General features: G+C 69.1%; 18 protein-coding genes. 9 read left to right on the top strand and 9 right to left on the bottom strand.

Annotated features, from left to right (window positions below):
- Positions 1 to 133: 133 nt before the first annotated feature.
- On the bottom strand, positions 134 to 742 hold the full coding sequence (locus tag GXW71_RS26055; RefSeq protein WP_211855627.1) for a papain-like cysteine protease family protein: 609 nt from the start codon (positions 740 to 742) through the stop codon (positions 134 to 136).
- 74 nt (positions 743 to 816) lie between these two features.
- Positions 817 to 2,082, bottom strand: a complete 1,266-nt coding sequence (locus tag GXW71_RS26050) for a D-amino acid dehydrogenase (RefSeq protein WP_211855626.1) — start codon at positions 2,080 to 2,082, stop codon at positions 817 to 819.
- Positions 2,083 to 2,319: 237 nt separating this feature from the next.
- Here GXW71_RS26050 and GXW71_RS26045 point away from each other — a divergent pair, with 237 nt between their 5' ends.
- Positions 2,320 to 2,772 (top strand): Lrp/AsnC family transcriptional regulator, encoded by a 453-nt coding sequence (locus GXW71_RS26045; protein WP_211855625.1) that lies wholly within the window; start codon positions 2,320 to 2,322, stop codon positions 2,770 to 2,772.
- 54 nt (positions 2,773 to 2,826) lie between these two features.
- Complete coding sequence (locus GXW71_RS26040) at positions 2,827 to 3,720, top strand: PhzF family phenazine biosynthesis protein (RefSeq protein ID WP_211855624.1); 894 nt, start codon at positions 2,827 to 2,829, stop codon at positions 3,718 to 3,720.
- A 37-nt stretch (positions 3,721 to 3,757) separates the two neighbouring features.
- Here the strand turns inward: GXW71_RS26040 and GXW71_RS26035 are convergent, their stop codons facing one another.
- Positions 3,758 to 4,507, bottom strand: coding sequence for a tyrosine-protein phosphatase (locus tag GXW71_RS26035; protein ID WP_211855623.1), 750 nt, complete (start codon positions 4,505 to 4,507; stop codon positions 3,758 to 3,760).
- Positions 4,508 to 4,588: 81 nt separating this feature from the next.
- Here GXW71_RS26035 and GXW71_RS26030 point away from each other — a divergent pair, with 81 nt between their 5' ends.
- Together GXW71_RS26030 and GXW71_RS26025 are read left to right on the top strand one after the other, a co-directional pair.
- Positions 4,589 to 5,812, top strand: coding sequence for an acyl-CoA dehydrogenase family protein (locus GXW71_RS26030; protein ID WP_211855622.1), 1,224 nt, complete (start codon positions 4,589 to 4,591; stop codon positions 5,810 to 5,812).
- A 1-nt stretch (position 5,813) separates the two neighbouring features.
- Positions 5,814 to 6,857, top strand: coding sequence for a phosphotransferase family protein (locus GXW71_RS26025; RefSeq protein WP_211855621.1), 1,044 nt, complete (start codon positions 5,814 to 5,816; stop codon positions 6,855 to 6,857).
- A gap of 34 nt (positions 6,858 to 6,891) precedes the next feature.
- Here GXW71_RS26025 and GXW71_RS26020 read toward each other — a convergent pair whose 3' ends face one another.
- The 6 genes from GXW71_RS26020 to GXW71_RS25995 form a co-directional block, all read right to left on the bottom strand.
- Positions 6,892 to 7,662 (bottom strand): ABC transporter permease, encoded by a 771-nt coding sequence (locus GXW71_RS26020; RefSeq protein WP_246526900.1) that lies wholly within the window; start codon positions 7,660 to 7,662, stop codon positions 6,892 to 6,894.
- Positions 7,662 to 8,585 carry an ABC transporter ATP-binding protein gene (locus GXW71_RS26015; RefSeq protein ID WP_211855620.1) on the bottom strand — a complete coding sequence of 308 codons (924 nt, stop codon included), beginning with the start codon at positions 8,583 to 8,585 and terminating at the stop codon, positions 7,662 to 7,664. Before GXW71_RS26015 ends, GXW71_RS26020 begins: the two co-directional genes overlap by 1 nt.
- A gap of 162 nt (positions 8,586 to 8,747) precedes the next feature.
- On the bottom strand, positions 8,748 to 9,686 hold the full coding sequence (locus tag GXW71_RS26010) for a 2-hydroxyacid dehydrogenase (protein WP_211855619.1): 939 nt from the start codon (positions 9,684 to 9,686) through the stop codon (positions 8,748 to 8,750).
- Positions 9,686 to 10,969 (bottom strand): phosphopyruvate hydratase, encoded by a 1,284-nt coding sequence (eno, locus tag GXW71_RS26005; RefSeq protein WP_211855618.1) that lies wholly within the window; start codon positions 10,967 to 10,969, stop codon positions 9,686 to 9,688. Before eno ends, GXW71_RS26010 begins: the two co-directional genes overlap by 1 nt.
- Positions 10,966 to 11,946: a phosphotransferase family protein gene (locus GXW71_RS26000; RefSeq protein ID WP_211855617.1), complete on the bottom strand. Its 981-nt coding sequence runs from the start codon at positions 11,944 to 11,946 to the stop codon at positions 10,966 to 10,968. Before GXW71_RS26000 ends, eno begins: the two co-directional genes overlap by 4 nt.
- Positions 11,946 to 12,728, bottom strand: coding sequence for an SDR family NAD(P)-dependent oxidoreductase (locus GXW71_RS25995; protein WP_211855616.1), 783 nt, complete (start codon positions 12,726 to 12,728; stop codon positions 11,946 to 11,948). Before GXW71_RS25995 ends, GXW71_RS26000 begins: the two co-directional genes overlap by 1 nt.
- A gap of 136 nt (positions 12,729 to 12,864) precedes the next feature.
- On the opposite strand from GXW71_RS25995, the gene GXW71_RS25990 reads away from it, so the two are divergent.
- Genes GXW71_RS25990 through GXW71_RS25970 form a run of 5 tightly spaced genes read left to right on the top strand, consistent with a single transcriptional unit; the run spans position 12,865 to position 19,951 of the window.
- Positions 12,865 to 14,931: a 3-hydroxyacyl-CoA dehydrogenase NAD-binding domain-containing protein gene (locus GXW71_RS25990; protein ID WP_211855615.1), complete on the top strand. Its 2,067-nt coding sequence runs from the start codon at positions 12,865 to 12,867 to the stop codon at positions 14,929 to 14,931.
- Position 14,932: 1 nt separating this feature from the next.
- On the top strand, positions 14,933 to 16,636 hold the full coding sequence (locus tag GXW71_RS25985) for an AMP-binding protein (protein WP_211855614.1): 1,704 nt from the start codon (positions 14,933 to 14,935) through the stop codon (positions 16,634 to 16,636).
- Positions 16,614 to 17,819 (top strand): acyl-CoA dehydrogenase family protein, encoded by a 1,206-nt coding sequence (locus GXW71_RS25980; protein ID WP_211855613.1) that lies wholly within the window; start codon positions 16,614 to 16,616, stop codon positions 17,817 to 17,819. The genes GXW71_RS25985 and GXW71_RS25980 overlap by 23 nt, the downstream gene beginning before the upstream one ends.
- Positions 17,820 to 17,821: 2 nt before the next feature.
- A complete protein-coding gene (locus tag GXW71_RS25975; protein WP_211855612.1) occupies positions 17,822 to 18,967 on the top strand; it encodes an acyl-CoA dehydrogenase family protein in 1,146 nt (381 codons plus the stop codon).
- A 15-nt stretch (positions 18,968 to 18,982) separates the two neighbouring features.
- Positions 18,983 to 19,951 (top strand): Bug family tripartite tricarboxylate transporter substrate binding protein, encoded by a 969-nt coding sequence (locus GXW71_RS25970; protein ID WP_211855611.1) that lies wholly within the window; start codon positions 18,983 to 18,985, stop codon positions 19,949 to 19,951.
- The last annotated feature ends 120 nt before the right edge of the window (positions 19,952 to 20,071 follow it).

The raw sequence follows: 20,071 nt of genomic DNA, 5'->3' as shown, positions 1-20,071 counted from the left end.
TCATGCGCCGATCCACCCGTGTCGCAAGCTGGGGTAACACTGGCAGGTCCGCTCTTTCAACGAGCGCTTCGTAGTGCCGGCGCTCCGTTGGCGCCAATGTCTGTTTGGTGATCCGTCCTGAAGCGATCGCGCTTCAGGCGATGCTCCGCCCTCGGATGACGTGGCCGGTCCCCGACCGGCGCATCATCCCGTAGTGCCAGCGCTGCCGGGCCTGGTTGAAGGCATCGAGCGTCATCCGGCTGTTCGGCGCGTTCTCGGGGTCGTGGTAGACCACTTCGGAATTGCGCTTGCCGATGCCGATCAACACGGAGGCATGGCCATAGGTCTGCCGGTTCGCGGTTTTCATCCAGTAGAAGAAGATCGGGCCGTAGCGGCGCAGGATGGTCTCGATCTGCAGCCCGCCGAAATTGTAGTTCAGCCGCGCGCAGTGCTCGATCGGTTCCAGATGTTCGCGCTCCGCCAGCAGCACGTGTTCGCTCTGGCCGCCATGATAGGCGGCCATGATCGCCCGCGCTTCGCGGGACCCGGTCGCGAAATGCCCCTGGAAGCCGAGCCTGGCCCGGATCTCCGGCGGTAGGGACGATGTATGCAACTCCGGCACGCCGAGGCGTGGGCCAGCTTCGAAATACCAGCCGACCATGTTGACACTGGCATACCAGCAGCCCGTCGGGTCGTTGAGGACGCTGCTCTGGCCTGGCCGCATCAACTGATTGGCAAAGGGAACGTCGAGATAGATACCCATAGCGGTCCTGCGGGCACCGGCCCGATACATGCCAATCTGGCACTGGTGCGGTTACGAAATCAACGCGAAGCGGCTCAAGCCGTTGCAACCATGTAGCGCGAAACCGCGAGATCGCTATGGTCGATTTCCGGTGCGGCGCCGCTGACGAGATCGGCGAGCAGGCGGCCGGAGCCGCAGGCCATGGTCCAGCCCAGGGTGCCATGGCCGGTGTTGAGGTGCAGGTTGCGGTAGCGGGTGGCGCCGACGATCGGCGTGCCGTCCGGCGTCATCGGGCGCAGCCCGGTCCAGAACTTCGCCTCCTCCGGATTGCCGCCGCGGGGGAAGACGTCGGTGAGCGAGCGCACCAGGGTCTGCCGCCGCGGCTCCCGGAGCCGGGTCGAGAAGCTGGCGAGCTCGGCGGTGCCGCCGACCCGGATGCGGTCGCCCAGGCGGGTGATCGCGACCTTGAAGGTCTCGTCCATGACCGTGGAGACCGGGGCGCCATCCTCGTCGCGCACCGGCAGGGTCAGGGAATAGCCTTTCACGGGATAGACCGGGATGCGGACGCCGATGGTCTTGAGGAGCGCGGTGCTGAAGCTGCCGAGGGCGCAGACAAAGGCATCGCCGGTGACGCGGCCCTGATCGGTGACGATGCCGGTGACGGCATCGCCGGCCGTCTCGAAGCCCTGGATCGTCACGCCTTGGCGGAAGCTCACGCCCTTGTCGGCGGCCAGCGCGGCCAGGCGCTGGGTGAAGACATGCGCGTCGCCGGTCTCGTCCTGCGGCAGGCGGAGCCCGCCGACATAGAGCCCTTTCACATGGCGCAGCGCAGGCTCCTGGTCGATGCAGCCGGCGGGATCGAGCACGTCATAGGGAACGCCGAACTGCTCCAGCACCCGGGTGTCGTCGCCGATGTGGTCGAGCTGCTTCTGGGTGCGGAAGAGCTGCAGCGTCCCCCGCCGCCGGGCGTCGTATTCGATGCCGGTCTCCTCGCGCAGCTCGGCGAGTGTCCGGCGGCTGTAGTCGGCGACGCGCACCATGCGGGCCTTGTTGCGCGCATAAGCCGCCTCGGTGCAGTTCATCAGCATGCGCGAGACCCAGCCGTAAAGGCGGGTGTCGAGCAGCGGCCAGACGACCAGCGGCCGGTTGCGCATCATCAGCCATTTCATGGCCTTCAGCGGGATGCCGGGCGCCGCCCAGGGCGACGAATAGCCGAAGGAGACCTGGCCGGCATTGGCGAAGCTCGTTTCCATGCCCGGGGCGGGCTGGCGGTCGAGCACCGTCACCTCGTGCCCGGCCTTGGCCAGATACCAGGCACTGGCGACGCCGACGACGCCACTTCCGAGAACCACAACCCGCATGCCGCCAGCGACCTTTCGCTAGAGCAGATCGCTGGAGGGCGGAATCGCCCGGAAGCGTGAATCTGCTCGCTAAAACAAAGGGCTAGAGCTTTTGAAGTGAGCTCGAGCGAACGGAAAATGCTCTAGTCATCCAAACTAGGGCCGAGGGCATGCGGGTTTCATGCCAAACCCTGGTGGAACCTGCCGTGCCATAGTAGTCGCTTCGCAGGAAGTTTCTTGTTTTCGCAGGATCTGCCGATGCAGGCATTGGACGAGCTGGATCGCGCCATCATCCGGGAATTGCGGGCCGATGGCCGCATGAGCAATGCGGCGCTGGCGGCGGCCGTCGGCCTCTCGCCCTCGGCCTGCCTCAGGCGCATGCGGCTGATGGAACGGCGCGGCGTCATCCGTGGCTACACGGTGCTGCTGGATGCGCCGGAGCCGCAGGGCGCGGTCACCGTGATCGTGCAGATCACGCTGGAGCGGCAGACGGAGCAGCACCTGGCGCGCTTCGAGGCCGCGGTGAAGCGCTGCCCGGAGGTGGTGCAATGTCATCTGATGACCGGTATCGCCGACTACCTGTTGCAGGTGGAAGCGCGCGACGCCGCCGATTACGAGCGCATCCACAAGGAGCAGCTCTCCCGCATGCCGGGGGTGGCGCGCATCCAGTCCAGCTTCGCGATCAGGACGGTCATTCGCGCTGGGCGATAGTGCGATGCGCGGCAAAGCTGTGAAGATGGCGTTGGGACCGGGAAAGGGATCGCCATGCGCCGCTACGACTTCGCCACCGTCGATGTCTTCACCGATCGCCGCTTCGGCGGCAATCCGCTGGCCGTCTTCCCCGATGCGCGCGGGTTGACGGATGCGGAGATGCAGGCGCTTGCCGCTGAGTTCAACCTGAGCGAGACGACCTTCGTCCTACCGCCGGAGAACCCCGCCAATACCGCACGGGTGCGCATCTTCAACCGCACCGCGGAGATGCCCTTCGCCGGGCATCCGAATGTCGGCACCGGCTGGGTGCTGGCCGATCGCGCCGTGGATGGCGTGCTGCGCTTCGAGGAAATCGCGGGCCTGGTCGAGGTGCGCATCGGGCGCGACGCGGCCGGGGCGGTGACAGATTCCGTCATCGCCGCGCCGCAGCCGCTGACGCTCGGGCCGGAGATGGACGCAGCCCTGCTCGCCGGCTGCGTCGGGCTGGCGCCCGGCGACGTCCTGGCCACGGCGCACCGCCCCGTCATGGCCTCGGTCGGCAATTCCTTCGTGATCGCGGAGGTCGCGCCGGAGGCGTTGTCGCGCGCGGCGCCCGATCTCGCGAAGTTCCGGGACGCGGCGGCGGTCTTCACCGCGCCCTCCGTCACCGTGCGGCGCCTGCCGATCTACCTGCACGCCGATGCCGGGCCGGGGCAGCGCCGCGCGCGGATGTTCTCGCCGCTCTCCGGCACCATCGAGGATGCGGCGACCGGCAGCGCCGCGACGCCGCTCGCGGCGCTTCTGCTCTCGCTCGGCGATGCCGCGGAAGGGCGCTGGGACATCACCCAAGGTGTCGAGATGGGCCGCCCAAGCCTGTTGCGCACCACGGCCCGGCGCGGTGCCGATGGCATCCGCGCGACCGTCGGCGGGCGCTGCGTGCCGGTGCTGCAGGGGACCGCGCTGGTGTGAGGGCGGGCGGGAGGGGTGCTGCCTCTCCCGCGATACGTTACGTCAACAGTGCTTCGCGTAGCGCGGCACGCTTCGCGGTGTCGAGGCCGAGTGCCTGCTCGAACATCGCATCGGCCGAGCCATAGGGCGCGATGGCGGCGTCCAGCGCGGCTTCCAGCAATGCCGGATGGGTGCCGAGCAGGGCGCGCGCGGCGCTTTCCGGCGTGCCCTCCGGCAGGGCGTGGGTGCGGCGCCAGAAGCGCTCGGTCGCCTTGTAATCCTCCAGCACCGTCGCGCGGTCGGCGCCGAGTGCCGTCAGGATCAGCGCGGTGCCGAAGCCGGTCCGGTCCTTGCCGGCCGAGCAGTGGAACAGCAGCGGGCGCCTGACGGGATCGAGCAGCGCGTCGAAAAGGCCGCGATAGACGTGCAGATGCTCGGTCGCGTAGCCGAGATAGGCGCGGCGCAGCAGCGCCACCACATCCTCCCCGGTCGCGGTGCTGGTAGCGAGCAGGTCGCGGAGCGAGGCGCCGACGCTGGGCTCGATCGGCAGCGCCAGGCAGGTGGCGCCGGCCGGCAGGCGGGACGGGGCGGCGGCCGATTCCACGACCCCGCGCAGGTCGCAGATGGTGACGAGGCCGAGCGCGCCGACCGTCACCAGGTCGGCCTCGGTCAGCCCGGCGAGGGAGGCGGAGCGGAACACCTGGCCATGCCGGACGCGGGCATTGCCGATGCGCCAGCCGCCGATGTCGCGAAGGTTCGATGCGCCCTCGAGCACGAGGCAGCGCGGATGGTCGGTCTCGGTCTGCATGGCGCCGAGCCTACCCCCCTTGGCGTGCGGCGCAAGGAAGGGTGGAATGCGGGCCGAAGCAATAGGTTCGGGAGGGTGGCCGTGGATTTCGCCTATTCGGAGAAGGTCGAGGCGCTGCGTGCGCGGCTGCTCGCCTTCATGGATGAGCATGTCTACCCGAACGAAGCCACCTACGAGGCGCAGCAGGCGGCGATGACCGATCGCTGGCAGCCGGTGCCGATCGTCGACGCGTTGAAGCCGAAGGCACGGGAGGCGGGGCTCTGGAACCTGTTCCTGCCGCATTCGGATCGCGGCGCCGGGCTGACCAACGCCGAATACGCGCCGCTCGCGGAGATCATGGGGCGGGTGCACTGGTCGAGCGAGGTTTTCAACTGCTCGGCTCCCGACACCGGCAACATGGAGACGATCGACCGCTACGGCACCGAGGCGCAGAAGCGCGATTGGCTGGAGCCGCTGCTGGAGGGAAAGATCCGCTCCGCCTTCTCGATGACCGAGCCGGCTGTGGCATCCTCGGATGCCACCAACATTGAGACGCGGATTGTCCGCGACGGCGATCACTACGTGATCAACGGGCGCAAATGGTGGACCTCGGGCGCCGGCGACCCGCGCTGCAAGATCTTCATCGTGATGGGCAAGACCGATCCGGAGAACCCGGACAAGCATCGCCAGCAGAGCATGATCCTGGTGCCGCGCGACACGCCGGGCGTGCAGATCAAGCGCATGCTGCCGGTCTTCGGCTTCGACGACGCGCCGAAGGGCCATGCCGAGGTGGTCTATGAGAATGTGCGGGTGCCGGCGTCCAACATCCTGCTCGGTGAGGGCAGGGGGTTCGAGATCGCGCAGGGGCGGCTCGGGCCGGGGCGCATCCATCACTGCATGCGTGCGATCGGCATGGCGGAGCGGGCGCTGGAGATGACCTGCCGACGGGCGCTGGATCGGCGCCCCTTCGGCAAACCGCTGGCCGATCAGGGCGTGATGGTGGAGCGCATCGCCAAGATGCGCATCCTGATCGAGCAGTCGCGCCTGCTGGTGCTGCATGCGGCCTGGAAGATGGATGAGGTCGGGAACAAGGCGGCGCGCGCCGATATCGCCGCGATCAAGGTGGCAGTGCCGGAGATGGCCTGCCAGGTGGTGGACATGGCGATCCAGGCGCATGGCGCGGCGGGCGTCACCGAGGATTTCGGCCTGGCCTTCATGTTCAAATATGCGCGGACGCTCCGCATCGTGGATGGCCCGGACGAGGTGCACCGCCATCAGCTCGGTCGGCTGGAGCTGCAGAAGTACAAGCCGCCCCGCGCGACCTGAGATGCAGCAATCCTCCGAACTCGTGCCGGTGCTGGAGCGGCATCGCTTCGACGAGGCGGCTCTCGCCGCCTGGCTCCGCGACAAGCTGCCGGGCTTCGATGGCCCGATCACGGTGCGGCAGTTCCAGGGCGGGCAGTCCAACCCGACCTTCCATGTCGCGACGCCGGCCGGCGACTACGTGCTGCGCAAGAAGCCGCCGGGCAAGCTGCTGCCCGGCGCGCATGCGGTGGAACGCGAATACCGGGTGATCGCAGCGCTGGCCGGCAGTGCGGTGCCGGTGCCGCCGGCGCGGCTGCTCTGCGAGGATGCGGCGGTGATCGGCACGCCCTTCTTCGTCATGGACGCAGTGGATGGGCGGGTGCTGCCGGATCGGGTGGCGCAGGTCGGGACGCCGGTGGAGAAGCGCGCGATCTATGCCGATATGGCGCGGGTCATGGCGGCGCTGCACGGCGTCGACTGGCGCGCCGCGGGGCTGGAGGGTTTCGGCAAGCCCGATGGCTACATGGCGCGGCAGACCGCGCTCTGGACCCGGCAATGGGAGGCGGCGCGAGCCATGGACCTGCCGGCCATGGATGCGCTGGCCCGCTGGCTGCCGGAGCATCTGCCGCAGGATACCGAAGCCACCATCGCGCATGGCGATTTCCGCCTTGGCAACATGATGCTGGCGCCCGATGCGCCACGGATTGTCGCGGTGCTGGACTGGGAGCTCTCGACCATCGGCCATCCGCTGGCGGACCTCGCCTATTGCTGCGTGACTTACCGTCTGCCGCCTGAGCAGGGCGGGCTGCATGGCACCGATTTCGCGGAGAGTGGCATTCCGACCGAGGCGGACTTCGTCGCCGACTACGCCACGGCGGCCGGCCGCCCGGTGCCGGAGGGCTTTGACACTTTCATCGTCTTCTCGATGTTCCGCCTCGCCTCCATCGCGGCCGGGGTCTATCGGCGCGGGCTGGACGGCAACGCCTCCGACGCCCGCGCCCTGCAATGGGGGGAGCGGACGCGGGGCATCGCGGAGCGCGCCTGGGAGATCGCGCGGAGCCTTTAGGGCGGAAGCCAAGCGGAAGCAGGCCGGGGCCAGGCTATGGCTTGAGCCGGTAGCCTGTCCGGAACATCCACCACAGCAGAGCGAGGCAGAGCGCCATGAAGCCCGTCATGAACCCGAGGCTAGCCGCCACGCTGACGTCGCCGACGCCGTAGAAGCTCCAGCGGAAGCCGCTGACCAGGTAGACGACGGGATTGAACAGGCTGACGGTCCGCCACGGCTCCGGCAGCATGTCGATCGAGTAGAAGGCCCCGCCCAGGAAGGTCAGCGGCGTGACCACCAGCGAGGGGACCATCGCGAGCTGCTCGAAGTTCTTGGCCCATATCCCGATAATGAAGCCGAACAGGCTGAAGGCGATGGAGGTGATCAGGAGGAAGGCGACCATCCAGAACGGGTGGAGGATCTCGACTTTCACGAAGAAGGTCGCGGTCAGCAGGATGATCAATCCGATGGCGACCGATTTGGTGGCCGCCGCCCCGACATAGGCGAGCACCGCTTCAAAGGCGGAGAGGGGGGCGGACAGGATTTCGAAGATGGTGCCGGTGAATTTCGGGAAGTAGATTCCAATCGACGCGTTCGAGATGCTCTGCGTGAGGATCGTCAGCATCATCAGGCCAGGGACGATGAACGCGCCGTAGTCGACCCCACCGACCTGCTGCATACGCGACCCGATCGCCCCGCCGAACACGATGAAATAGAGCGCGGTGGTGATCACGGGCGTGGCGATGCTCTGCCATACGGTCCGGAGGGTTCGCTGCATCTCGGTACGATAAATCGCCCAAATGCCGCTACGATTGATCCGGAGCATCAGCTGCGCTCCACCAGGCTGATGAAAATGTCCTCCAGCGAACTCCGCTCGGTGTCCAGGTCCTTGAAGTCGATGCCCAGTTCGCCGAGGCGCCGCAACAGCGCCGGAATACCGGTGCCCTCGGCATTGGCGTCGAAGGTGTAAAGGAGCTGGGAGCCGCCGGCCTGGAGTTCGAGTGGCCAGTCGGCGAGCTCCGCGGGGATGGTCGCCATGGCATGCTGCAGCACGAGCTTCAGCCGGCGCTTACCCAGCTTCTCCATCAGCGCCGCGGTATCTTCGACCAGCAGGATCCGACCCTTGTCGATAACGCCGACGCGGTCAGCCATCTCCTCGGCCTCCTCGATGTAGTGGGTGGTCAGAACGATGGTGACGCCCTTGTCGCGCAGCTTGCGGACCAGTGCCCACATGTCGCGGCGCAGATTGACGTCGACGCCCGCGGTCGGCTCATCGAGGAACAGCAAATCGGGTTCATGGCTCAACGCCTTGGCAATCATCACGCGGCGTTTCATGCCGCCCGAAAGCTCGATGATCTTGCTGTCCCGCTTCTCCCATAGCGACAGATCGCGCAGGAGCTGCTCGATATAGGCGGGATCGGGCGCACGTCCGAACAGGCCGCGACTGAAGCGGACCGTATTCCAGACGGTGGCGAAGATATCGATCGCGATCTCCTGCGGTACGAGGCCGATGGTTGCCCGTGCCGCGCGGAAGTCCTTCACGATGTCATGGCCGTCGACGAGGACAGTGCCGGACGTCATCGTGACGGTTCCGCACACGATGCTGATCAAGGTGGTCTTGCCGGCACCATTAGGGCCGAGCAGCGCGAAGATCTCGCCGCGCTCGACCTCGAGATCGACCCCGCCCAGCGCGCTCAGGCCCGAATTGTAGTGTTTTTCAACACCGGATATGGAGAGGATTGATGGCATTGACGCTACTCTGATGGCCACCCTCGCAGCCATGACGGGCCGAGGCGATGGTCTTGGTGGAAAAAGCCGTCAGACCGCGATCGCGATGGAAGCGACCTGACTATCGGGATGAATGGGTAGAGCTTGGAGGTTCGAGATAGGTCGGTAGCGGCTGATGTCACCCTAGGCCACCCGATGCAGCAGCGCCGCGCCGTCGCGCAGCCGCCGGCAATTCTCCGCGGCCAGCGCGAAGCTGCGCGCGAAGGTGCCGGTGGTGAGCCAGGCGATATGCGGCGCCAGCAGTACGTTGGGTAGCGACAGCAGCGGGTTGCCGGACGCCACCGGCTCCTCCTCGAAGACATCGATGCCGGCGGCGGAGAGGCGGCCTGAGGTCAGCGCCGCCGCCAGCGCCGCGGTATCCACCAGCCCGCCCCGCGCGGTGTTCACCAGCACCGCGCCGGGCTTCATGCGCGCGATGGCGGCGGCGCCGATCATGTGCCGGGTCGCCGGCGTCAGCGGCGCGTGCAGGGAGACCAGGTCGCTCTCCACCAGCAAAGCGTCGAGGCTGCGGAACTCGCCAGGGCCATCCGGCTTCGGTGCGGTCGCGGTGTAGAGGACATGGCAGCCGAGCGCGTGCAGTACTGGGGCGAGGGCGCGCGGTACCGCGCCGGCGCCGATCAACCCGACCGTCAGGCCGCCGAGCTCCCGTAACCCGTCCTGCACCGCGGGTGGCTGCGCCCAGCCGTTGCCCGCGCGGGTCGCGGCATCGAAGCGCGCCGCCTGGCGCAGCGCGCCCAGCATCAACAGCAAGGTCATTTCCGCGACCGCCGGGGAGTTCGTTCCCGGCAGGTTGCAGACCGCGATGCCGCGCGCTTTCGCGGCCTCCACGTCGATGGTGTTCACGCCGACCCCGATCTTCTGGATCAGCTTCAATGACGGCGCCGCATCCATATGCGCCGATGTCACCGGCTTCAGCACATGCCAGAGCACCTCGGTTCGCGGCAGCAGCGCCGCGAAGCGCGCCTCGTCGGCCTCGGCGCAGGTTTCGACCGTCACATCCTCCAGCGCCGCGAGTTGCGCTGCCAGCGCCGGCCCGGCCTCGTAGTGGAAGGTCACGCGCATCAGCGCGAGCGCCCCAGCATCGCGCCGCCGGCGAAGCGGGCATGGGAGCCGAGCGCTTCCTCGATCCTGAGCGCCTCATTCCACTTGGCCATGCGCTCGGAGCGGGTGAAGGAGCCAACCTTGAGCTGGCCGACACCCCAGCCGACCGCGAGATGCACGATGGTGACATCCTCGGTCTCACCGCTGCGGGCGGAGACGATGCCGGAGAAGCCCACGGACCTCGCGGCATCCCAAGCGGCGCGCGTCTCGGCCAGGGTACCGCGCTGGTTTGGCTTGATGAGCACGGTGTTGGCAGCACCCGCCGCCGCCGCGCTATGGATGCGAGCCGCCTCGGTGACCAGGAAGTCGTCGCCCACCACCTGCACACGGCTGCCGACCTCGCGTGTGAAGGCGGCGAAGCCCTCGGCATCATCTTCCGCCAGCGGGTCCTCGATGGAGGCGATCGGGTAGTCGCGCAGCCAGCGGGTCAGCATCTCGATCATGCCGGCGCTGTCGAGGACGCGGTTCTCCAGCCCGAGCGCATAGCGCCCATCCTTGCCGAATTCGCTGGCCGCGACGTCGAGCGCGATCGCGACCTCGGCGCCCGCTTCGAAGCCGGCCGCCTCGATGGCGCGGACCAGGGTCTCGATCGCATCCTCATTGGCCTTGAAGGCGGGCCACCAGCCGCCCTCGTCGGCGACGCCCTGCAAGGCGCCGCGCGCCTTCATGATGCCGCCCGCCGCGCGATAGACCTCCGCCGTCCAGTCGAGCGCCTGGGCGAAATTCTCGGCCGCCGGGCAGATGATCAAGAAATCCTGGATGTCGACGCGGCGGCCGGCATGGGCGCCGCCGCCGAAGATCTGGATCTGGGGCAGGGGCAGCAGGTTCGCGGCCTCGCCGCCGAGGTGGCGGTAGAGCGGCACCCCGGCCGCCGCCGCGCTCGCATGCGCCGCCGCCATGGAGACCGCGAGCGTTGCATTGGCGCCGAGCCGGCTCTTGTCCGGCGTGCCGTCGAGGGCGATCAGCCGCGCGTCCAGCCCGGCCTGATCGGCTGCGTCGCTGCCGAGAAGCGCCGGGGCGATCTCCTCCCGCACGGCCGCGACCGCGCGCGTCACGTCATAGCCGCCGAAAGCCGTGCCGCCATCGCGCCGGTCCAACGCCTCGCCGGAGCCGGTGGAAGCGCCGGCCGGCGCAATGGCGCGGCCGATGGCACCGGAGGCGAGGTGGATCTCCGCCTCCACGGTCGGGCGGCCTCGGCTGTCCCAGACGCGGCGGCCGCGGATGGCGGTGATGGTCGTGCTCATGCGGCGAGTTCCTTGGCCCAGGCGGCGCGGATGGCGGACAGGCGCGTGGGCGGCGCCAGCAGAAGGGCGCGCGCGACGCGGCGCACGCGGTCTTTGTCGGGGTCCTGCGTGACGTATTCGGCGGGGCTCTTGCCATCGACGCGGGCCAGGAGGAGGCCTGGCAGCAGCGCCGCCACGCGCGCCTCGAGCGCCTCCGGCGCTTCCCAGTCGACATCAGCGACATGGGCGGCGGCGAGCGCGTCGAAGCAGGCGAGGAAGCCCGCGGTCGCCCCCGGCGTCCACAGGCATTTCAGCAGCAGGTGGTTCAGGCAGAAGGCGAGGTCGAAGGCGGGATCGCCCCACCAGGCGCATTCGGCATCCAGGAAGACCGGTCCCGCAGGTCCGCAGAGGATGTTCTTCGGGCTGACATCGCCATGCACCAGGGCGCGCTTCGTCGCGGCGGTGGTCTCGACCAGCGCTTCCAGCCGCGGCGCCAGGTCGGGATGCGCGCGCGCCGTCGCCAGCAGATAGGGCTCCAGACGGATGGCATGGAAGATCGCATCCGTCGGGAATTCCGCCGCGCAGGACGGATCGCGTGCGCTCGCTGCGTGGATGCGCGCCAGCCGCCGTCCGACGTCCCGCGCGAAACCCGGCTCGGCGTGACCCTCGCGCAGGCGCTGCTTCCAGACCGGATGATCCTCCGGCGGCAGGAAGCGCATCGCCAGCGTGCCCGTCGCTGCGTCCTGCCCGAGCAGCGCGGGCACCGCGCCCGGCACCGCATCGCCGGCCCGCTGCAGCCATCGCGCTTCATAGAGGTTGCGCGCGACCGGGGCGCGCCAATCGGCCGCGACCTTCAGCTTCGGCAGCGCGCGCTTCACGCAGAAATCGCCGACCCGCCAGATGTCGGAGGAGACGCCGCCGGTCAGCGGCTCCCCCTCCGTCCCCGGCAGGCCCATGGCGGTGAGACCGGCCGCGATCTCTTCCGGCAGCGGCAGCATCAATCCTCCGCGCGCATCGGCGGGCCGGCGAGCACGCCGCCATCGATGGTGATGGTCTGCCCGGTCATGAAGCCGGCCGCCGGGGAGGCGAGGAACACCGCGGCGCCGGCGATCTCGTCCGGCTCCCCGATGCGGCCGAGCGGTGTGTCCCGGGTGCGCTTCCGGTAGATGTCCGGGTTCTCCCACAGGGCGCGGGCGAAGTCGGTGCGCACCAGGCCGGGCGCGATGGCGTTGGCGCGGATGTTCTTCGGCCCGTGCTCCACCGCCAGGTTGCGCACGAGCTGCATGTCCGCCGCCTTGGAGATCGCATAGGCGCCGAGCACCGGGGAGCCGCGGAAGCCGCCGATCGAGGAGACGATGACGATCGACCCGCCGCCCTGCTTCTCCATCTGCGGGATCGCCATGTTGGCGAGCCAGAGGTTCGACTTGATGTTGGACGCCATCACCTTGTCGAAGACCTCGTCCGGGATGGTCGTCGAGGGGCCGAAATGCGGGTTGATCGCCGCGTTGCATACAACGGTGTCGATGCGGCCCCAGCGCGCGATGGTGGCATCGACCAGCGCCTGGAGCTCGGGCTTGCGCCCGATATTGCAGGCGATCGCGAAGGCTTGGCCCCCCTTGGCGGCGATGCCGGCCACGACCTCCTCGCAGGCCTCGATGCGGCGGGAGGAGACGGCGACCCTGGCGCCCTGCTCGGCCAGCCGCTCGGCGATGGCGCGGCCGATGCCCTTGCTGGCGCCGGTGACGATGGCGACCTTTCCGGTCAGGTCGAAAAGCGACATGTGGTTCCTCCCGTTCCGATGCAGACCACCATGGCCGGCGGGCGGCGGCAATGCCCGGGAAGCGCCCGGCGACGCTTGCGGGGCGCGATGGCTTGCTGGACACTCCGTCCCAAGACCGGAGGGAAGGAAGCGTTCCATGAACGAATTCATGCGCCAGCAGCGCCATGGCAATATCCATGTGCTGCGCATCGCCAATCCCCCGGTGAACACGCTGCGCACCGACGTCCGCGCCGGCCTCGCCGAGGGGCTGAAGGCGGCCGCCGGCGCCAAGGCCGTGCTGATCATCGGCGATGGCCGGATGTTCAGCGCCGGGGCCGAGATGACCGAATTCGGCAAGCCGCGGGTGCCACCATCGCTGCCGGAGGTCTTCGCGGCCATCGCGGAGTTCCCCGGCATCGTGGTGGCGGCGATCCATGGCAGCGCGCTCGGCGGCGGGCTGGAGCTGGCGCTCGCCTGCCATGCGCGGGTGGCGGCACCCGGTGCCATGCTCGGCCTGCCGGAGGTGAAGCGCGGCTTCGTGCCCGGCGCCGGCGGCACCCAGCGCTTGCCGCGTCTGATCGGGGCCGAGGCCGCGATGGACATCATCGTGACCGGCGAGCCCGTGAGCGCGGAGCGGGCGGTGGCGCTCGGCTTCATCGATGCGGTGCTGCCGGGCGAGCTGGAGGTCGAGGCCCTGGCCTGGACGCGGGGCGCGTTGGAAGCCGGCCGCCGCTTCACCCTCGCCGCCAACCGCGTCGACCGCATCGCCGGGCAGGACATGGCGAGCTTCGAGGCGAAGGCGGCGTCGCTGCTGAAGCGCACGCGCGGCCAGGAGAGCCCGCGCGGCTGCGTCGAGGCGGTGCGTGCCGCGGTCACCCTGCCGCTGGAGCAGGGGCTGCAGAAGGAGCGCGAGCTCTTCGCCGCCCTCGTCGCCGGCGAGCAATCCAAGGCGCTGCGCCACATCTTCTTCGGCGAACGCGAGGTGCTGCGCGTTCCCGGCCTGCCGGCCGATGTGAAGCCGTTGCCGGTCGCGCGGGCCGTCGTGATCGGCGCCGGCACCATGGGCGGCGGCATCGCCATGAGCTTCGCCAATCACGGCATCCCCGTCACCGTGGTGGAGCGCGATGCCGGCGCGCTGGAGAAGGGCATCGCCCGCTGCCGGGCCAATTGGCAGCGCACCGTGGATACCGGACGGCTGGCGGCCGCCGAGATGGAGCGCCGCGCGGCGCTGCTGAAGGGCTCCACCGATATCGGCACCGTCGCCGACACCGACCTGGTGATCGAAGCGGTGTTCGAAGATATCGAGGTCAAGAAAGCGCTGTTCGCCGATCTAGATCGGCTGGCGCGGCCCGGGATCGTGCTGGCCAGCAACACCTCGACCCTCGACATCGATGCCATCGCCTCTGCCACCAGGCGACCCGAGCTGGTGGTAGGCATGCATTTCTTCAGCCCGGCCAATGTCATGCGCCTGCTCGAGATCGTGCGCGGCAAGGCAAGCAGCGCCGCCGCGATCGCGACCGCGATGGATGTCGGCAAGCGGATCGGCAAGCTCTCGGTCGTGGTCGGCAATTGCGACGGCTTTGTCGGCAACCGCATGACCGGCAAGCGTACGCCGCAGGTGGAGAAGCTGCTGCAGGAAGGTTGTCTGCCGCAGGACATCGACCGGGTGATGGAAGCCTATGGCATGGCGATGGGGCCGCTCGCGACCGGCGACCTCGCCGGGCTCGATATCGGCGCGGCGGTGCGCCGCGCGCGCGGCACCGTGGCGCCGATCGCCGACGCCGTGGTCGCGGCCGGCCGCTTCGGCCAGAAGACCGGCAAGGGCTGGTACCGCTACGACGAGAAGCGCACGCGTCTGCCCGACCCGGAGGTGGAGCGCATCATCCTCGACACCTCGGAGAAGCTGCAGATCCGGCGCCGCGCCATCAGCGACCAGGAGATCCTGGAGCGGCTGCTGCTGCCGATGGTGAACGAAGGCGCGCGCATCCTGGAGGAAGGGGTCGCGGCGCGCGCCATCGACATCGACGTCGTCTTCGTCAACGGCTTCGGCTGGCCCGCCTGGCGCGGCGGCCCGATGTTCTGGGCCGATGCCCAGGGCCTGCCGGCGGTGCGCGACAAGCTGGTGCACTACGCGGTCGCGACCGGCGACGACAATCTGCGCCCCACCGACCTGATCGAAAAGCTGGCGCGCGAGGGCGGGCGCTTCTCCGCGGCCATCGCCTGACATGGCCCAAGGGCGCCCCTTCGCCTGGGAGGCCAGCTACCCGCCCGGCATCGCCTGGGATGCTCCGATCGCGACCACGACGCTCGGCGAGCATCTGGCGCGGAGCGTCGCCCGCAATCCGGACCGGCCGGCGCTGCTCTATCGCGACAGCACCATCACCTATGCGGCGTTGGGGGAGGTGGTGCGGCGCTGCGCGGCGGGGCTGCTGGCGCTGCCGGAGGCTGAGGGCGGCATCGGGCTGTTCCTGCCCAACACGCCCTGGCATTCCATCGCCTTCTTCGGCGCGGCGACCGCCGGCATCCGGATGATGCAGATGAGCCCGCTCGATGCCGAGCGGGAGCTGGCGCACAAGCTCGAGGACAGCGGCACGCGGGTGGTGGTGACGCTCGCCGAGGAGGGGTTGCTGAAGCGCATGCGTGCCTTGCAGGCGCGCGGGCTGATCGACCGGCTGATCGTGGCCGAGGATGCGCATTGGGGTGGCCCGGCGGGCGCGCCGGTGCCGGCGGATGTCTTGGCTTTCACGACGCTGCTGGAGGAGCCGCCGCTCGAGAGGGCGCCGGCGGTCGACAAGCACGTGGTCGCGCTGCTGCAGTACACCGGCGGCACCACGGGGCTGCCGAAGGGTGCGATGCTGAGCCACGCGAACCTGACCGCGGCGGCGAATATCCAGGCCTACTGGGCGAGCCAGCGCGCCAGGCCGGGCGATCCGCCGGAGCGTGCGGTCCATGTGCTGCCGCTGTTCCACATCTTCGCGCTGACCTCGCTCAACCGGCATCTCGGCGCCGGCAACACGGTGCTGCTGCGGCAGCGCTTCGAGGTCGAACAGTGCCTGGACGATATCGAGCGCTTCCGCGCGACCACGCTCGCCGGCGTGCCGACCATGTGGATCGCGATGGCGAACCACCCGAGCATCGAGGCGCGCGACCTCTCCTCGCTGCGCTGGCCCTCCTCCGGTGGGGCGCCGCTGCCGGTGGAGGTGGAGGAGCGCTTCGCCCGCATCACCGGCACCAGGCTGCGCGGCGGCTGGGGCATGACCGAGACCGCGCCGGCCGGCACCGGCCATCCCATGCTGCGGGACAGCCGCCCCGGCTCGATCGGGCTGCCGCTGCCGAATGTCGAGATGGATGTCGTGGCGCTCGATGACCCGCGCCGCGTGCTGGCACCGGGCGAGACCGGCGAGTTCCGCGTGCGCGGGCCGAACATCATGTCCGGCTACTGGAACAAGCCGGAGGAGAACGCGCGCGCCTTCGTGGACGGCTTCTTCCTGACCGGCGATATCGGTCGCATGGATGCGGAGGGCTTCTTCTTCCTGACCGACCGCAAGAAGGACATGATCCTCTCTGGCGGCTTCAACGTCTATCCGCGCATGATCGAGGAAGCGATCTACGAGCATCCTGACGTCGCGGAATGCATCGTTGCCGGCATCCCCGATCCCTATCGCGGCCAGTCCGCCAAGGCCTTCGTTACGCTGAAGCCCGGCGCCGCCGCGCTGACGCTCGATGCGCTCAAACTCTTCCTCTCCGACAAGCTCGGGCGGCACGAGATGCCGGCCGCACTCGAGCTCCGCGACAGCCTGCCGCGCACCGCGGTCGGCAAGCTCTCCAAGATCATGCTGCTGGAAGAGGAGCGGGCCCGCACCGAACCTTCCTCCACGGCCACCCAGAAACAACCGGGAGACCACCATGGACCTCCGCTTCACCGATGAGGAACGCGCCTTCCGCCGGGAGGTGCGTGCCTTCATCGACGCCAGCCTGCCCGCCGAGACGCGGGAGCGCATGGCCGCCGGCCGCACGCCGACCAAGGCGATGGTCGTGCAATGGCAGCGTGCCCTGAACGCCAAGGGCTGGGCGGTGCCGCATTGGCCGACTGAATGGGGCGGCACCGGCTGGAGCGCCATCAAGCGCTTCATCCTGAGCGAGGAGATGCAGCAGACCCCGGCGCCGAGCCCGCTCGCCTTCAACACGACCATGGTGGGCCCCGTCGTCATCGCCTTCGGCACGGAGGCGCAGAAGAAGCACTTCCTGCCGCGGATGGCGAACCTCGATGACTGGTGGTGCCAGGGCTTCTCCGAGCCCGGCGCCGGATCGGATCTCGCCAGCCTGAAATGCGCGGCGCGGCGGGAGGGGGAGCACTACGTCGTCAACGGCCAGAAGACCTGGACGACGCTCGCGCAGCATGCCGACTGGATCTTCCTGCTGGTTCGCACCAACCCGCAGGCCGCGAAGCCGCAGGAAGGCATCAGCTTCCTGCTCTGCGACATGAAAACACCCGGCATCACCGTGCGCCCGATCATCACCATCGATGGTGCGCATGAAGTGAACGAGGTCTTCTTCGACGATGTGAAGATCCCGGTCGGGAACCTGGTCGGCACCGAGAACAAGGGCTGGGACTGCGCCAAGTTCCTCCTCTCGAACGAGCGTACCGGCCAGGCACGGGTCGGTGCCTCCAGGGAGCGGATCCGGCGGCTCAAGACCATCGCGCGGACGGCGCCGGGCGGCGGGCGTCCCTTGCTGGACGACCCGCGCTTCCGCGAGAAGCTGACCGAGGTGGAGGTGCAGCTCAAGGCGCTGGAGATGACGACGCTCCGCGTGCTGGCGAACGAGAACAAGCGCCTCGGCGAAGGCAAGCCCGACCCGGCATCCTCGGTGCTGAAGATCCGTGGCACCGAGATCCAGCAGGCGATCAGCGAGCTCTTCGTCGAGGCCGCCGGCCCCTATGGTCTGGTCGGCGCCGATCCCGAGCAGGACCGCTGGAACGAGCCGGAGCTGGCGCCGGAATGGGCGACGCTCGCGCAGCCGACCTATTTCAACTGGCGCAAGCAGAGCATCTACGGCGGCTCCAACGAGATCCAACGCAACATCATGGCGAAAGCCTTCTTAGGACTCTGAAGATGGATTTCGATTTCTCCGAAGAGCAGCGCCTGCTGGCCGACAGCCTCGGCAAGCTGCTGTCCGACCGCTACGGCTTCGAGAGCCGCAAGGCCTACATGAAGCAGCCCGAGGGCTGGAGCCGGGAGCTCTGGGCCGCCTATGCCGAGCTCGGCATCCTCGGCCTGCCTTTTGCCGAAGCCGATGGCGGCTTTGGCGGCAGCGCCGTCGAGACCATGATCGTCGCCGAGGCGCTGGGCGGTGCGCTGGCGCTGGAACCCTGGCTCGCGACCGTGGTGCTCGGCGGCGGGCTGCTGCGCCATGGCGCCAGCCCGGCATTGCGGGCCGAACTGGTGCCGCAGGTGGCGGACGGATCCCTGCTGCTGGCTTTTGCCCATACCGAGCCGCAGTCGCGCCACGATCTGCATGACGTCGCCACCGCGGCGAAACGAGACGGCGATGTCTGGGTGCTGAACGGCCGCAAGGGCGTGGTGCTGCACGGCGATGTGGCCGGCAAGCTCTTCGTCACCGCCCGCACCGCCCGCGGCCCGCGCGACGCCAAGGGCATCGGCGTCTTCCTCGTGGCCGGCGATGCGCCCGGCCTGACGCGGCGCGGCTACCGCACCAGCGATGGCTTGCGCGCCGCCGAGATCACGCTGGATGGCGTGCGCGCCGAAGCCGTGCTCGGCGATCCCGCCGACGGCCTGCCGCTCGCTGCGCGCGTCGTGGAGGAGGCGATCGCCGCCCTCGCCGCCGAAGCGGTCGGCGCCATGGACGCGACGATGAAGCTCACCCTGGAGTATCTCCGCACGCGCAAGCAGTTCGGTCGCGCCATCGGCAGCTTCCAGGCGCTGCAGCACCGCGCCGCCGACATGATGGTCGCGGTCGAGCAGGCCCGCAGCATGGCGATGTACGCCGCCATGATGGTGCAGGAGGAGAATGCCACCGAGCGGGCCCGGGCCATCCACGCCGTGAAAACCCAGATCGGCCGCATGGCGAAACTGGTCGGCCAGCAATCCATCCAGCTCCATGGCGGCATCGGCATGACCATGGAATACGCGGTCGGCCACTACTTCAAACGCCTGACCGCCATCGACACCCTGTTCGGTGACGCCGACCACCACCTGCGTGCCCTGTCCGAGGCGGGCGGCCTGGTGGAGGCGGCGTGACGCGGGAGGAACAGGATGCAACGTAGAGGCGTTGTCGCCGCCGCGGCGGCCGCGGCGGCAGGCCTGTCGGCCCCGCGTCTGGCCCAGGCTGCCTGGCCGGCGGACCGGCCGATCCAGGTGTTCTGCCCCGGCCCGCCCGGCGGCGGCATGGACATCCTGGCGCGCAGCTTCCTGCCCTTCATGCAGCGTAGCCTGCCCGGCGCCAATTTCGTCGTCATCAATCGCCCGACGGCCGGCGGCCAGCAGGCCTTCGAAGGCATCGCGACGGCCGCGCCTGACGGCTTCACCATCGGCGTCGCGCAGGCGCCGAACTCCATCACCCTGCCGATCGAGCGCCAGGTGCGTTACCGCGTGCAGGACTTCACTTTCCTGGGTAATGCGATCGACGACCCTTGCGGGCTCTGGGTGAAGGCCGACAGCCCGATCCGCAGTATCGCCGACCTCATCACCGCAGCGCGGGAGCGGCCGGGGACCGTGACGATCGGCACCGCCGGCGTCGGCAGCGACGACCACTTCCTGGTCCTGTCGCTGCAGGATGCCGCCGGGGTGGAGTTCTCCCATGTGCCCTTCAACGGCACGCCGCCCATCATCACCAACCTGCTGTCGCGCAGCATCGCCGCCGGCTCCTTCAACATGAGCGAGGGGCTCGCCCTGATGCGGGAGGGTGTGCTGCGCGGGCTGGCGCAGGGCGGTCCGGAGCGCTGGGCCCCCACGGCGACGGTGCCGACCTTCCGCGACCAAGGCGTCGCCGTGCTGGGCGGATCGACGCGCGGCGTGGTCGCGCCGCCGAACCTGCCAGCCGAAATCCGCGACCGGCTGCGCCAGGCAGTGGCCGCCGCCAATGCCGATTCCGCCTGGATCGCCGACGCCGAACGCCTCAACCTGCCGCTGCGGCCGATGAGCGCCGAGGCGCAGGAACGCCTCTTCCTGGACGAAGACGCCCGCCTCCGCGCCCTCTGGGCCCGCAAGCCCTGGCGCGAGTAGGGCGGTTTGTCCCCAGGAGGGGGTCCGGACCGGGGACATAACTGACAGCTTGGACTGGGGAGATGGCTGACAGTGTTCAGTCATGGGCGGGGAGGACCTGCCTGTGCCTTGGGGATCGAG

It is taken from the genome of Plastoroseomonas hellenica (assembly GCF_018129085.1).
Classification (GTDB): Bacteria; Pseudomonadota; Alphaproteobacteria; order Acetobacterales; family Acetobacteraceae; genus Plastoroseomonas; species Plastoroseomonas hellenica.
Note: the sequence above shows the minus strand (reverse complement) of the source record. Positions and strands in the feature narration are given on the sequence as shown.